At 62.7% G+C, this 13,958-nt stretch carries 16 protein-coding genes; 9 read left to right on the forward strand and 7 right to left on the reverse strand.

Features of this window, described 5'->3' with window-relative positions; all coding sequences use genetic code 11:
• Positions 1-140 precede the first annotated feature (140 nt).
• Both NLK60_RS12370 and NLK60_RS12375 read left to right on the forward strand, forming a co-directional pair.
• On the forward strand, positions 141-953 hold the full coding sequence (locus tag NLK60_RS12370) for a PspA/IM30 family protein (protein ID WP_254808082.1): 813 nt from the start codon (positions 141-143) through the stop codon (positions 951-953).
• A 142-nt stretch (positions 954-1,095) separates the two neighbouring features.
• A complete protein-coding gene (locus NLK60_RS12375; protein WP_254808083.1) occupies positions 1,096-2,307 on the forward strand; it encodes a DUF418 domain-containing protein in 1,212 nt (403 codons plus the stop codon).
• 292 nt (positions 2,308-2,599) lie between these two features.
• Here NLK60_RS12375 and NLK60_RS12380 read toward each other — a convergent pair whose 3' ends face one another.
• The 5 genes from NLK60_RS12380 to NLK60_RS12400 all read right to left on the reverse strand — a co-directional run bounded on the left by NLK60_RS12380 (position 2,600) and on the right by NLK60_RS12400 (position 6,583).
• The gene (locus NLK60_RS12380; protein ID WP_254808084.1) at positions 2,600-2,971 is read right to left on the reverse strand and encodes a hypothetical protein; all 372 of its coding nucleotides are present in this window, start codon (positions 2,969-2,971) and stop codon (positions 2,600-2,602) included.
• A 78-nt stretch (positions 2,972-3,049) separates the two neighbouring features.
• Complete coding sequence (locus NLK60_RS12385; RefSeq protein ID WP_254808085.1) at positions 3,050-4,090, reverse strand: dipeptide epimerase; 1,041 nt, start codon at positions 4,088-4,090, stop codon at positions 3,050-3,052.
• Positions 4,087-5,109, reverse strand: coding sequence for an N-acetyltransferase DgcN family protein (locus NLK60_RS12390; protein ID WP_254808086.1), 1,023 nt, complete (start codon positions 5,107-5,109; stop codon positions 4,087-4,089). The genes NLK60_RS12385 and NLK60_RS12390 overlap by 4 nt, the downstream gene beginning before the upstream one ends.
• A gap of 111 nt (positions 5,110-5,220) precedes the next feature.
• On the reverse strand, positions 5,221-6,150 hold the full coding sequence (locus NLK60_RS12395) for a Vms1/Ankzf1 family peptidyl-tRNA hydrolase (RefSeq protein ID WP_254808087.1): 930 nt from the start codon (positions 6,148-6,150) through the stop codon (positions 5,221-5,223).
• 28 nt (positions 6,151-6,178) lie between these two features.
• Positions 6,179-6,583, reverse strand: coding sequence for a DUF5802 family protein (locus NLK60_RS12400; RefSeq protein ID WP_254808088.1), 405 nt, complete (start codon positions 6,581-6,583; stop codon positions 6,179-6,181).
• Positions 6,584-6,903: 320 nt separating this feature from the next.
• Between NLK60_RS12400 and NLK60_RS12405 the strand changes: the two genes are divergently transcribed.
• Together NLK60_RS12405 and NLK60_RS12410 are read left to right on the forward strand one after the other, a co-directional pair.
• Complete coding sequence (locus NLK60_RS12405; RefSeq protein ID WP_254808089.1) at positions 6,904-7,794, forward strand: hypothetical protein; 891 nt, start codon at positions 6,904-6,906, stop codon at positions 7,792-7,794.
• Between the two features lie 248 nt (positions 7,795-8,042).
• On the forward strand, positions 8,043-8,696 hold the full coding sequence (locus NLK60_RS12410) for an ArsR/SmtB family transcription factor (RefSeq protein ID WP_254808090.1): 654 nt from the start codon (positions 8,043-8,045) through the stop codon (positions 8,694-8,696).
• A 26-nt stretch (positions 8,697-8,722) separates the two neighbouring features.
• Here the strand turns inward: NLK60_RS12410 and NLK60_RS12415 are convergent, their stop codons facing one another.
• The gene (locus NLK60_RS12415; RefSeq protein WP_254808091.1) at positions 8,723-9,427 is read right to left on the reverse strand and encodes a DUF456 domain-containing protein; all 705 of its coding nucleotides are present in this window, start codon (positions 9,425-9,427) and stop codon (positions 8,723-8,725) included.
• A gap of 188 nt (positions 9,428-9,615) precedes the next feature.
• Here NLK60_RS12415 and NLK60_RS12420 point away from each other — a divergent pair, with 188 nt between their 5' ends.
• From NLK60_RS12420 to NLK60_RS19545, 4 genes are read left to right on the forward strand one after another with little or no spacing between them, the layout of a single operon-like run.
• Complete coding sequence (locus NLK60_RS12420) at positions 9,616-9,825, forward strand: hypothetical protein (protein ID WP_254808092.1); 210 nt, start codon at positions 9,616-9,618, stop codon at positions 9,823-9,825.
• Between the two features lie 59 nt (positions 9,826-9,884).
• The gene (gene gatD / locus NLK60_RS12425) at positions 9,885-11,150 is read left to right on the forward strand and encodes a Glu-tRNA(Gln) amidotransferase subunit GatD (RefSeq protein ID WP_254808093.1); all 1,266 of its coding nucleotides are present in this window, start codon (positions 9,885-9,887) and stop codon (positions 11,148-11,150) included.
• A 5-nt stretch (positions 11,151-11,155) separates the two neighbouring features.
• Entirely contained in the window at positions 11,156-12,142 is a 987-nt protein-coding gene (locus tag NLK60_RS12430) for a GNAT family N-acetyltransferase (protein ID WP_254808094.1), read from the forward strand.
• A gap of 24 nt (positions 12,143-12,166) precedes the next feature.
• A complete protein-coding gene (locus NLK60_RS19545; protein WP_256530374.1) occupies positions 12,167-12,301 on the forward strand; it encodes a hypothetical protein in 135 nt (44 codons plus the stop codon).
• Positions 12,302-12,313: 12 nt separating this feature from the next.
• On the opposite strand, the gene NLK60_RS12435 is transcribed toward NLK60_RS19545, so the two are convergent.
• Entirely contained in the window at positions 12,314-12,610 is a 297-nt protein-coding gene (locus NLK60_RS12435) for a ubiquitin-like small modifier protein 1 (protein ID WP_305880181.1), read from the reverse strand.
• Positions 12,611-12,759: 149 nt separating this feature from the next.
• On the opposite strand from NLK60_RS12435, the gene NLK60_RS12440 reads away from it, so the two are divergent.
• Positions 12,760-13,944 carry an NAD-binding protein gene (locus tag NLK60_RS12440; RefSeq protein WP_254808095.1) on the forward strand — a complete coding sequence of 395 codons (1,185 nt, stop codon included), beginning with the start codon at positions 12,760-12,762 and terminating at the stop codon, positions 13,942-13,944.
• Positions 13,945-13,958: the final 14 nt, after the last annotated feature.

The following is a 13,958-nucleotide window of genomic DNA, read 5'->3' on the forward strand; positions in this document are numbered from 1 at the left end:
ATACTTCCGGACAGTGTGAGAATTCGCCGCTACTGTCCAACGGATCTGCTCCATCACCGCGCTGTCTGACTTACCACGAAATTCGCTACGCCTGTAATCGATGTGAAGTTTTTAAGAGTCGGGAGCAACACGTACTATGTATGGGTATCCTCTCGCGGACCTCGTACGTTATCCGGTCGAAGATAAACTCCTTTCTCGACCGCACGGAGGATCCGACGCAGACGCTCGATTACTCCTACGAGCAGATGCGCGATCAACTCCAGCAGGTCAAACGCGGTATCGCTGACCTGACCACACAGAAAAAACGACTCGAGATGCAAAAACGCCGTCTCGAGGACAACGTCGAGAAACACAACGGCCAGGCACGCACGGCGGTCCAACAGGGTCGTGAAGACCTGGCTCGACGCGCCCTCGAGAAGAAGAAGGCGAAGATGAACCAGATCGAGGAGTTAGATCGCCAGATTTCGGACCTCCAGAGCCAGCAGGACAGCCTCATCGACCAGAAAGACGAACTGCAGGCCCGCATCGAGGAGTTCCGCACGAAAAAGGAGACGATGAAAGCCCGCTACCAGGCCGCCGAAGCCAGCTCGCAGGTCTCGGAGGCGATGACTGCCACGGGCGAGGAGTTCGAGGACGTCGGACGGGCCATCGAGCGCGCCGAGGAGCGCACCCAGGATATGGAGGCACGCGCCGCCGCGCTCGACGAACTCCACGAAAGCGGAGCGTTCGACGACGTGCTGTCGGATAAAGACAGTATCGACCGCGAACTCGAGGCGCTGTCGACCGACAGTGGCGTCGAGGCTGAACTCGAGACGATCAAAGCCGAAGTCGGCGGTGAGGGGACCGAAGCTGACGCTGACGTTGAACCCGAGGCCGAGGACCTCGAGACCGAGGTCAGCGACGCGGACGTCGAAGCGGAACTGGCGGAGTTACAGGAAGAAGAAGACACCTGATCGTGTTCGTTCGCCCGTGGCTGGGGTGTCTGAGAGGGGGCAGCTATCGCTTCTACAACGATGGGCGATGGGTGTGTGATTTTCGTGTCTCGAAACGCCGACGAACCGTTCTGAGCCGTATCGCTTCTCCGCTCGTGTATCGATGAGTGGCGAGACCCGGCCAACGCCGCCATCCGAGCGGCTCGTGAGTCTCGACGCGTTGCGAGGATTCGCGCTGCTCGGCATTCTGGTCGTCAACAGCTGGGTGTTCGCGATGCCGGAAGCGACGCTGGCAAATCCGACGGTGTACGGTGACTTCACGGGCGTGAACTACTGGGCCTGGTTCGTCGGTCACGTGTTTGCCCAGCAGAAGTTCATCACGATTTTCACGCTGTTGTTCGGGGCGGGTATCATCCTCTTTCTCGAGGGAGACAAAGGAGGCTACTCGCCGGCGATGCTGTACGTTCGACGAATGGGCCTGCTCGTCGTGTTCGGTCTCGCCCACGCGTACCTGCTCTGGTACGGTGACATTCTGGTCGCATACGGGCTCTGTGCGTTCGCCGTCGTTCTCCTCCGGCCGTTACCGGCGTGGGCGCTGACGGTGACGGGGATCGCTCTGGTTGCCGTTCCATCCCTCGTCGAAGGGGTGGCAGGGCTCGTCGTCGATCCGGCGACGATCGCGAGTAGCTGGCAGCCCGCACCCGAAACCCTACAACGAGAAGTGGCGGCCTATCAGGGGAGCTGGGCCGACCAACTCGAGCATCGGGTTCCGACCGCTTTTCAGCGACAGACGACGGGATTACTCAGCTACACGGGCTTGCGGGTGAGCGGAACCATGCTCCTTGGAATGGCACTGTACAGGTGGGGCGTGTTGACCAACAGGCGTTCCTCGCGATTTTACGGCTGGCTCGTACTCGGCGGCGCCAGCGTTGGCCTCGCGACTATCCTCACAGGCGTCTGGTACATCGAAGCCGCGAACTGGGCTCCCGAAGCGGCGCTGTTCTGGCGCCAGTTCAACTACTGGGGCAGTTTCGCACTCGCCGGTGCCTACGTCGGGGGCGTGATGCTGTACAGTCGATGGCGTCCCAAGGGCCCTCTCACTCGAGCGCTCGCTGCCGTCGGCCGGACGGCTTTCAGTAACTACATTCTCCAGACGGTGCTTGCAACGGCGATCTTCTACGGACACGGCCTCGGTCTGTTCGGACAGGTCTCGCGCGTCGAGATTCTCGGCGTTGTCGTCGCTATCTGGCTGGTACAGGTCGCTGCCTCACTCCTGTGGCTGCGGTATTTCCGATACGGCCCGCTCGAGTGGCTCTGGCGGGTACTCACGTACGGAAAACGGTATCCGCTACGGGTGGACCGAAGCGAGCGGTGACCGGCCCGCGGCCGTCTGGAGTCGGGTTCGGATCAGTCCCAGTAAATCGAGATGTACATCAGTGCCGCCAGACAGACCAGAACCACGACGATGACGGCGATCGTCATGAGTAGTTGTGGCTGGTTCATACTCGGGGTAGGGTCGGACGAGACAAATGGATATCGATACAGCCGATACGGTTCGCTGTGACGTGTCACCGAGGATTGCCCTCTCGACGCCAGCAATCCTCGGTAAGAGACGACAGTAACCCGTAGAACTCTCGAGACTGGCGACAAACGGCGATCGACGGAGTTCAGTCGTCCTCGGACGGTGACGAAGTCTGTCTCTGCATATCGGCCCCGCCTTCGGTCAGGACGCCCAAGACGTGTGCGATTTCATCGAAGCGGTGCCCACGCCAGGTCTGGAAGGGGTCGCGTTCCCACTCGATGTACGCACAATCGGCCAGTTTCGGGAGGTGTCGATGCTCTAATGCGATTCGAAACGAGTGCTCGTCACCCGAGTAATTCGGCGGCAGTGCTGCGTCTGGGAGCTCAACGGCCGTGCTCGGCTCCGCTCGGGTGAGACTGGCGACGAGATGTCGCCGGGGTGTGGCAGCGAGCGCTTCGAACACCCGGTCCCACCGATCGGTTCTGTCCGTCTCGGTGTGAACCCAGTCGAGTGACATACCCGTGTCCTTGTATCTCTACGGGTAAATTCTTGTCGAATGTTATCACTCCACTTGCCTGTACTGCAATCGCGTCCGTTATCGCTCTCTGACGCCGGTCCCGACCCGTTCGAGATTCTCGAGGTCGATCACGCCGCCCGGCATGGGAACGCCGTCGTATGGGTCCTCGGCGAGCAACAGCGACCCGTCGAGGTCGGCGTAATCGAGCAACGGCGCGAGGTGGGCAGCGGCGGCAATCGAGGCGTTCGACTCGGACATACAGCCACACATGACCTGGAGGCCGTGTGCACGGGCAGTGTGAATCAGTCGAATTGCCTCACGAAGGCCGCCACACTTCATGAGTTTGAGGTTAGCGATGTCACATCGGTCGGCGATCTGTGGCACGTCGGCCGCCGTCAGACAGGACTCGTCGGCTGCAATCGGCAGCGCCGCCCGTTCGTAGACGTATTGGAGGCCCTCGGGCTGTTCCGCGGGAACCGGCTGTTCGACGAACTCGAGGTCGTACGCTGCCAGTCGGTCGATTTTGGTGACGGCTTCCCGCGGCGTCCAGGCCTCGTTCGCGTCGACGTAGAGGCGAACGTCGGGGGCTACGTCACGAATCGTCTCGATAATCTCGAGGTCGCGGTTGGTGCCGAGTTTGACCTTCAGGGTACCGTAGCCGCGTTCGAGGGCGAGTTCGGTCTTCTCGCGCATGGTCTCGGTGTCGTCGATGCCGATGGTGTAGGAACTCTCGACCGTCTCGGCGGGGTCGAGTCCCCAGTAGCGATACAGCGGTACCTCGAGTCGTTTTGCGACCAGGTCGTGAAGCGCGATACTCACCGCACAGCGGGCAGCCGGATTTCGCTCGACCGTCCCGCACAATCGCCGTTCGATGGTCTCGAGTTCGTGTGGGTCGCCGACGTCTTCGACGACCGCGAGCAGGTCCGGCAAGACGGCCTCGACCGTCGCCGCAGTCTCGCCGTAGTGCGATGACGGACCGGCCCCGCCGATGCCGACGTTCCCCTCGTCGTCTTCGATTTTGACGATAACGTTCTCGGCTTCGGTCGCCGTCCCGCGAGCGATCGTGAACGGGAACTCGAGGGGCATCGTCACGCGCTCGAAGGCAGTCTCGAGACTCATAGCAACACCTCGAGCAGGTCGTCGGTGCCCTCGCGAATGACGTCGGTAACGGGAACGTCCGGGCCCAGGGCCGCACCGTAGTCTTCGATCGCTTCGCGTGCGGCCTCCTCCTCGAGGCCGGCAGTGTTCAGTGCCCCCGCGCGGACACTCGCCGGATGGACAGGTGCGGCCAGGCTCTCGTAGATATCGACGTAGGTCTGCAGTGGTGGCATCGAATAGGACTCGTAACTGTGAATCACGTCCTGGTTCGCCCGGTGACACAACACGAGCGAGTCGGGCATCGCGCCGTGGAGGATGCCACAGGTCACTCCGGAGTAGGCCGGATGTACGATGCTCCCCTGTCCCTCGACGAACAGATACTCGTACTCGTCGGCTTTCTCGATCAGCATCTCCTCGACCGCACCGGCGGTGAAATCGCTGACGACCCGGTCGACGGGGTTCCCCCAGCCTTCGATCATAATGCCGGTCTGTCCGGTTGGAATCACAGCCGCGTCGTAGCCCGCCTCGCGGGCGTCTCGAGCGAGTTCCATCGTCGTCGTCATCTTGCCGACCGAGCAGTCGGTGCCGACGGTCAGGATGATTTCGGCGTCCAGATCGCGAGCGACGCCTTCGGCGACGGTCAACTCGTCGTGCGGTTTTCGCACGTCCCAGATGTCACAGCCGTGTTCGTCTGCCAGCGCGGCGAACTCCTCGTCGTCGCTCAGGAAATAATGGAGGCCGGCGATCAGGTCACAGCCCGCTTCGAGCGCCGTCCGGACGTCCTCGCGCCAGCTTTCGTCGAACGCACCGCCGATCGGAGAGATACCGATGAGGAGGGCGTCGATGCGCTCGACGTCGAGGTCGGCCATACTCGAGACGATAGGGGCGTTCTGTACGTCCGCGACGAAGTCGGTGACTTCCCGGCCGGGATTGTCACGGTCGAGGACAGCGACGATCTCGTCGTCACTGTACCGGAGCACGCCGAGGCCGGTTTTGGCGCGTTCGGGGAACTTCTCGTGGGCGAGGATTGCCAGTCGCATACGTGATCCATAGAGTAGTGGGGACTTAACGCTGCATACCGATTCGGGGCAGCGATTACCGGTATTCGTCTGTTGATTGAGGCACCGATCATCGGTATTCGCCCATCGGATTCACAACACGAGTAACTCCGTCGTGAAGAAGTCGCTGTAGGCGTCCTCGAGCGCCTCCCGCGGTTTCCCCGTCGCATCGACGGTTGCCGTCTCGGTCGGGTCGATACCGCTTTTCTCGGCCAGTCGGTCGATCGCCTCGCGCTGGCCAACCAGATACAGCGGCCCCTCGACTCCCTCGGTGAGTGCGTCGCGCGCTCGCTCGAGGTGGTCGGCGATCTGGCCGTCGCGGATTCGTTCGAACCGACCCTGGGAGAACCCACCCTTGGAGTGGCTCCCTTTGACGTCGCTCTCGAAGCCGTGAAACTCGACGCGCTCGTCGGCTTCGTAGACCCCGAGGGCGAACAGGTCGGCGCGAACGAGCGCGAGCGTGAAGCGACCGCGTGGCAGAAACCAGCGCGGCTCGAGGCGGAACCGGTCGTCCCAGACGGCCGACGCCTCGAGTTCGGGTTCGACCGGCGGGACCAGCGCCACGGAGACGAGTCCCATGTCGTCGGCACAGACGACACAGGGTTCGAGGTCAGCTACCAGCGAGGCTCGCTCGCCCAGCACTGACTCGAGGGCGTCGGGGCGCGGATGGTCGCTGCCGGCGAGTGTCGTCAACGCTCCTTCGGGTTCCGTCCGAACCGATTCGAGCCGCTCGAGCGCCCCCTCGGTTTCGACGAGGCCCATGCGCTCGCGGCAGCGGAACTCGAGGGTCGACCCTCCCGTGCCCTCGCGTGACTGCTCTTGCAGTCGATCGAGTTCGCCCTCGAGTTGGGCGATTCGATCTTCGAGTTTGTTCTGCTCTCGTTCGGCTTCCTGTTTGTCGGTGACCGCGTCCGACCGACGCTCGGATTCAGCCTCGTACCGTTTTCGCAGCCGCTCGTTTTCGTCCTCGAGTTCTGCGAGACGCGATTTGAGGGCGGCTCGCCCGAGCAGTTTGTCGAGCATACCCTACACCGGTGGGTGGCGACTACTTTTATGTCCCGGTCCAGTTGGTCCCGTCGTCGTCGTTGCCCATCGTCCCAGTCGAGAGCGTCTGTGGATGGCCACCACCCAGGCCGAGCAACTGTTTTGCGCGCTCTTTACGGGCCAAAAACACTTCGCGGAGGGCGGGCGGGTTCCGGATTCGTGTTCCCTCGAGCATCGACTCCGGGACGGCCAGGGTGTTTGCAGGGACCGCGTCGTCGCCGTGGACCGGGAAGTGGCCGGACTCGAGTTTCATGACGAGTGGGGTGTCGAGTCGTTCGATACCGTCGCCGGTTGCGTAGACGGCTTCGTTGATTCGTTCGTGCTGGGTTCGGTGCATTCGGGCGTGCTCGCCGTCGGCTGGCGTCACGTAGAGACGGCCGAGATAGTAGCTCCGCGAGAAGACCTCGAACATGTCACTAGCACCCATGGGTGTGACACACATAACTATTCTGCGAGTACTTTTATATGCATCCGCTTTCAGTGAACTCCCTGCCGGCGTTTTTTGATCTGCCTGGGTTGCGAGAAAGGACTCCTTTCGGTCGACAGAGAAAACCGTTTTTCATCAGGTAACCGGTGAGAAACGTTCGACGGCAGTGGCGGTACGTTTTCTCCGGGAGTCGTCGCCGGCTCCCGATTTGAACGCTCAAAACGATACAAACGGTCGCGCACGACGGATGAACGGTGCCGAACGAAAGTCCGCCTTTTTACCCCAAACCCGCTATGGTTCCGATAATGACTGCGACCCGTTCCGTGGTGTGTCTCGTCGTCTTGACAACCCTCGGGCTCCTCGTTGCCCCGGTAGCGTTGGCTGCAGCGGGCGGTAGTTCCGTTGCAACCAGCACGGACGGCGAGCTCTCGTCGGTCACGAACGAGTCGGCCGCGAGTCCGTCGATGGGCGAAGAGATTTCGACGTTCATGCAGACCAACGACGTCAAAACGTCCTCGAGCGTCGACGAACGAATGTTCTCGGCAGCGTTCGAAGACGCCTCGCCGGAGGAACAACGAGCGTTGATCGCGAGTAAAACGACCGACTCGGCGGCAACGCTCGAGGAGCTCGAGGCCGAGTACGAGGCGTTACTCGAGCAACGCGACGAGTTACACCCTGCCGAGTATAATACGCGGCTCACCAGACTCGCGGTACAGCTTTCGGCACTGGATTCCTCGCTGAACGTGACTGAACAACGTGCTGAGGCGGTGGGTGCCGACATGAGCAAGGTTCGGGAGTTGCGAGCGAACGCATCCGAGCTGACGGGGCCAGAGGTTGCCGAACGCGCACAGCAGATTGCCGGCGTGGACCCGCCACGCGGACCACCGGACCACGCTGGGCCGACGAACAACACGACGCCTGGTGCTGAGGCGGGTGCCAACGGACCATCGGCTGGCGGCGAGACGCCCGAACAGGCGAGTAACGCCAGTGGCGACCAGGGGAGTCAGAACGATACAAAATCCGGAAAGAGTGACGAAGAGCGGACCCCGACGGAGAATCGACCGAACGCCGGCAACGAAGACCAGGCGAAACCGGGCGAAACGGAGGACTCGGACGACGGTGACGACGAACAAGCGGCGGAGACGACTGACGAGGACACAACCGATGATGACGAGAGTGACGACACAGCGGACTAGGCCTGACACGTGGTGTGAGCGCATACCCACGTCTTCAGGCCCGTGAGACGATCAGTTGGCTGAACGTTCCTGTGTCGTCTTTTTTGTTGTTTCTGGCCTTCAGTGGCTACCGTTCCCACCAGTTCGTTCTCCCTGTTTCGTGGCCCGTTGTTTGTGGGCTCGTTCTGTTGCTCCAGTGACTCTCTGCCCGGGCCAGGAACCCCCTCGAGCAGACACCCTTTTCAATCTCGGTCGCTAACCCTCGCTCGATGGACTCTGCAGGGTTGTTGGACCTCCTCGGCAACGAGAACCGACGGCGGATTCTCCGTCTGCTGTCGCGCAAACCCTGTTACGTAACTGAAATTTCTGAATACCTGGGCGTGAGCCCCAAGGCCGTCATCGGCCACCTTCGCAAACTCGAGGACGCCGGACTGATCGAGAGCCGTGTCGACGACCAGCGCCGGAAGTACTTTCATATCGCTCGCAACGTCCGCCTCGAGGTAAACGTCTCGCCGTACGGCTTCGCGAGCAAGAGCGCCTACCCGGCGAACAACTCCTTCGATATTACCAGCTGTCGGCACCTCTCGCTCGATATCACCCTCGACGAGGATGCCGACCTGGAGACTCTGCTCGGAACCCTCGAGGAACTCGAACAGGTCGAAAACGAACTCTCACTGGCCCAGCGCTGGGTACAGGGTCGTCTGTGTGACGTCCTCGACCACATCTCTGAGTCGGTCGGCAACGGAGCGGAGAGCCGCGTTCACGCCGATCTGTTAGCGAGCATTCGCTCGGAACCGAAAGGGATCGGTGCGCTCAGTCGAGACGTTGGCGTCCCCCGAGAGGTGGTCGCCGACCTGCTCGAGGTGCTGGCAGACGAGGGCGTCGTCCGGCGAACAGCCCGGGGCTGGGAACTGACTGATTAATCACTCCCTTCACCAGCGATTCGGGCTCATTCGATATCTCGAGAGAGCCCGTCCCGAAGGTCGCGTCCGAAGTAGTAACCGACGACGCTCGCAAGCAAGCCAGCGCCGGCACCGACTGCGAGGATGGTTTGACCGGCGTCGGTGGGCAACAGAATTCCGAAATCGAGCAGGGCACCCAGGACGCCGACGCCGACGCCAGCGGCCGAGAGCTCGAGATACCGACGCTTACTCGTCACCAGACCGACGGTGAACGCGGCCAGAGCGAGCCCGATGACGCGCCCAATGCCCGAAAACGGCAGGACGGTCCCACCGACCAGCATTCCGGCAGTGAGTGTGAGGAGGACGGCCAGCAGTGCCTTCGGCGAGAGATACTTTCCAGGCGAGAGGCGGCGGCGAAACGACGACAACCGGCCCGAACTCGAGTCACGGTCCGGATCAACCGTCGTTCGCTCGTCCATGGCTGGCGACGAGTCGCCATCGCTCGAGGCACTACCCGGGGAAAAATCGAACCACGACTCGGATTCGGTATCCGTGTCTGCCGGCGGTTCAGTGTCGGTCGTTGAACCGGTGTCGGCCGCCGACTGCGCATGGCTTTCCGGACCGGATGCCGGTGGCTCCCCGGAGACGTCCTCGAGCAGGCGTTCGGTTTCCGCCAGTAGCTCGTCAGTCGACTTGGACTCGCGCCCGTCGCTATCGGTGTCTTTCGTCACCTCGTCCGAGCGCTCGCTCATAGCTTACTCGAGGGTCGGCAAACGTATGGCTTTTTTCGTCGACAGAACTGCCGTTCTCGAGGTACAGCCAGTGCAAGACTGTCGCTCTCGAGGGACGGCGACCCGCACCGGAATTCGAGGAAGAGCCAGCACACGTAGCGGACGCGAGACGCCAGAACACGTATGGGGTTCCCCTCCGGAGTCGACCTATGGCGACGCTCGCCGCGCTCACGTTCGGGCTGATCGCGCTCGGAACGGGCGTGTTCATCGCCGTGTTGACGAGTAACCTCGAGCGCCAGCCGGAGTATCCAACGGTGTTGACCGATGCGATGCGGCTCATCGGCTCGCTGATCAGTCTGGCGAGTCTGTCACTCGGTGTCATCTTTCTCGCGTACGCCGTCGTGGCGTACGTACGCTGAGTGTCTCCTGTCGACGGTGAAAGCGTGCTTTCAAGTCTGCCGGCGCGCAACTGCTCGGCATGACACAGACCCCAGCCCCAGGCGACCGCGTCCGCGTCGAGCGCGCGGACCGGACCTACGAAGGCGTGTTGCTCCCCTCCAGTACGGAGCGCCAGCTCGTCATCAAACTCGAGGGTGGCTACAACGTCGGCATCGACCGCGAGCAAGCTTCCCTCGAGGTGCTCGAGACGGACGTCTACGACGTGGAAACGGCCCAGGCCGAAGACAGCGCCTCCGAAGTCGAGTTCGACGACTCGCTGCCCACGATCTCGCTCATTTCGACCGGCGGCACCATCGCGTCGACGGTCGACTACCGAACGGGTGCGGTGACGGCACAGTTCGACGCCGAGGACGTGTTGCGTGCGGTGCCTGACCTCGCGGGTCGGGCGAACTACCGCGGCCGGGTCGTCGCAAACATACTGTCCGAGAATATGGAACCCGTTATCTGGCAGGATCTCGCTCGCGCCGTCGCCGAGGAGATCGAAGCCGGTGCCGACGGCGTCGTCGTCATGCACGGCACCGACACGATGCAGTACTCGGCGTCGGCGCTGGCGTTCATGCTCGAGACGCCGGTCCCCATCGTGTTCACGGGGAGCCAGCGCTCGGCGGACCGGCCGTCTTCGGACAACGTGATGAACGCGGTTTCGGCCGTCGAGGCGGCCAAAAGCGACTGCGCGGAGGTACTGGTCTGTATGCACGCGACCGAGAGCGACACGACGTGTGCGCTTCACCGGGGCACGCGCGTCCGCAAGAACCACACCTCGCGACGGGACGCGTTCGAGACTGTCGGTGCCCAGCCCCTCGGCGCGGTCGATTACGACGACGAGTCGGTCACCTTCCATGGCGAGTACCGCGAGCGGGGCGCGGCCGATCTCGCCGTCACCGAGGCACTCGAGGAGGACGTGGAACTGCTCAAGTTCACTCCCGGGATGGACCCGGCGTTTTTCGACGTCGTCGAGGGGTCGGCCGGACTGATCATCGAGGGAACGGGACTCGGTCACGTCCACACCGATCTGATTCCGAAAATCGAGTCGCTGATCGACGACGGGACGACGGTCGTCATGACCAGCCAGTGTCTCGAGGGCCGGGTCTGTGACCGGGTGTACGACACCGGGCGGGACCTGCTCGAGGCCGGCGTCATCGAGGGCGAGGACATGCTGCCCGGAACGGCGAAAGTCAAACTGATGTGGGCGCTCGCCAACGCCGACGATACCGAGGAAGCGATTCGAACGTCACTGGCGGGTGAGATTCAAGAACGGTCCGTGCCGTGGACCGCTGGTCGGTGATTTTCGTGGCGAACCAACACTCCACGAACGGGACGTACGAGGTCCCCTCCGACAGCGATATCGAGATCCGGCAGGCAACGCTCGAGGACGAACCGGGCGTCAGGGAGCTAACCAGCCAGATCTGGACCGATCGGGGTGGCGATTACCTCCAGCGCGTCTATCCCGACTGGATCGAGGGGCCCGACGACGACCACAAACGGACCTTTCTGGCCGACGCTGGCGACGAGGTCGCCGGTATCGTGCAGGCGGTCATGCTCTCGGCGGACGAGGCGTGGTTCCAGGGGATGCGCGTCGGTAACGAGTATCGACGACAGGGGCTGAGCCGCCGGCTCAACGAGGCCTGTTTCGACTGGACTCGCGAGCAGGGGGCGACCGTCGGCCGACTGATGATCTTCTCGTGGAACGCCGCAGCCCTGGGGGCTTCACGCTCGGCCGGCTACGGCCCGAGTACGGAGTTCCGATGGGCACATCCGACGCCCGACGCCGACACTTCGATTCCGGATCCGGTCGCCACGTCGGGAAACGCTGCCCGTGCCTGGCGCTACTGGACGACGAGCGAGGCTCGCGAACACCTCCGCGGGCTGGCGCTCGACCCGGACGAATCCTGGGCGCTGCGTGAACTCGCTCGAGCCGACCTCGAGCGATTCGTCGACGAGTCGACGGTGTTCACCGTTGACCGACCCGATGGCGTGGCCGGCATGAGCTATCGGAACCGGACGTACGAGCGCGAGACCGACGACGGTGAGACCGAACTGTGGGCCGAGTACGGCGTCAGTGCCTGGGAGGACACCGAGGCCGCCCGCTCACTGTTCGGCGCGATTTCCCGCGATGCCGCTGCACTCGAGGCTGACCAAACGCGCGTCCTGATTCCGGAGACGGTCCGGTGGATCAGTGACGCCTCGCTCGCGGCCGGTCACATCTCCGAACATCCGGATTTCGTGCTCGGTATCGACCTCACGGGCGGCGCGCCAGCGCCACGACGAAAGGATTAACTCTCGAGGGCCGGACCCTCGAGTATGTCCATCGGCGACCAGCTGTTCACTTTCGAGAAAGAGAAACTGCCCCCAATCGTCGTTCTGACGACGATCATCCTGATCGCTATCCTCGTACTTGGGGCCGCGCTGCGTGTGTTGTTGTATCTGGCGTTCTGAGCGTCCCGTTTCTCATCCGCCGCTGACCGGCGGGAACAGCGCGAGTTCGTCACCGCCCTCGAGTGGCGTCTCGAGGCCGTCTTCCTGACTCCGGACGTCGGCTCCGTTTCGAAGCACGTTGATCTGTGAGCGCAGTTCGCCACCGTCGAGGACGCGCTCGGCCAGATCCGGCCGGTCCTCGAGCAGCGCATCGAGCGCGTCACCCACGGTGTCGGTTTCGGGATCGATCTCGAGCGTGACCGTTCGCGTGCCGGCGTGTTCGGCCAGGTCGGCGAACAGTTTCCACTCGATTGCGGTCGCCGTTGTCATGGTCGCCGATATCGTCCCCGAAGCCAAGTAGCTACCGCTCGAGTGAGTACTCCCACGACTGAAATCGCGGTCCTCGGATCTCTGTAATCCTGTTTGGATCGTTCGAGCGAACCGTTGGGATTTACCCGTTCGGCTTCGACTGTCTGCGTATGGTCGGCGAACGCGTGGTCGAGCAGTTGCCAGAAAACTGGCGGTGGGTGGTGACGACCCGAGCGGCGGTTTTACTCTCGCTCGCTGTCGCGTTGTTGTCGGTTGCGACGGGTATCGTCAATATCGAGCAGCCACACGCCGATTTCGGCCCGTTCGTGGGATACGTTCCGGAAGTCGTCCAGCAGACGGTCGGCTTCACGGGAGCGCTCACGGGCTTTCTCATGCTCGCCAGCGCGCTGGCCTTGCGCCGAGGACTCCGTGCGGGCTGGTATGCGACCGTCCTCCTGATGCCGGTGACGGCGATTCAGGGCCTGTTGCAGGCGAGTCCGTACTCGATTCCGCTCGTCGTCCTCTCGCTGATTTCGTTGCCGACGCTGCTGATTACTCACCGACAGTTCTCCCGATCGATACAGCTGTCGACGACCCAGCTAGCTGCCGGGGGTGCCCTGGTCGGCGTTCAGGCCTACGGCACTTTCGGCGCGTTCGCCCTGCAAGAAGATTTCGACGGCATCGATCACATTCTGGATGCGTTTTACTTCACCCTTATCACCTCGAGCACCGTCGGTTACGGCGATATCGGTCCCACGTCGCCCCAGGCACAGCTGTTTACGATGTCGGTCGTCGTGTTGGGCGTGGCAAGTTTCGGTATCGCCATCGGGGCACTGGTCGGGCCGGCGATTCAGGCCAGAATTACGAAGACACTCGGAAAAATGACAGACTCACAGTTAGAACTCCTCGAAAATCACGTCCTCGTCCTCGGTTACGGCGAGTTGACCGAACCGATCATCGACGAACTGGGCCGCAGCGACGTCCCGTTCGCGGTCGTCACGAAAAAACGCGACGTCGCAGCCGACCTGAACGAGCGCGGGTTCACGACCATCGTCGGCAATCCGAGCGACGAAGCCCCGCTCGAGCGAGCCCACATCGAGCGGGCGAACGCGGTCGTCGTCGCGACGAACAACGACGCCGAAGACGCGCTGGCGGTGTTGACCGCCCGCGAACTCGCCCCCGAGGTTCGAATCGTCACTGCAGTAACTGACCGGGAAAACCAGGCCAAACTCGAGCGCGCCGGCGCGGATGCCGTCCTGAGCCCGGCCGTCATCGGCGGGAGTTTGCTCGTCCGGTCGGCGATGGGTGGTGACGACTCGGCGTTAATCGAACGAATCCTCGAACAGGAAAACTGACTTTTGGCCCAGGC

The sequence above is a fragment of the Natronosalvus amylolyticus genome (genome assembly GCF_024298845.1).
GTDB classification, from domain to species: domain Archaea; phylum Halobacteriota; class Halobacteria; order Halobacteriales; family Natrialbaceae; genus Natronosalvus; species Natronosalvus amylolyticus.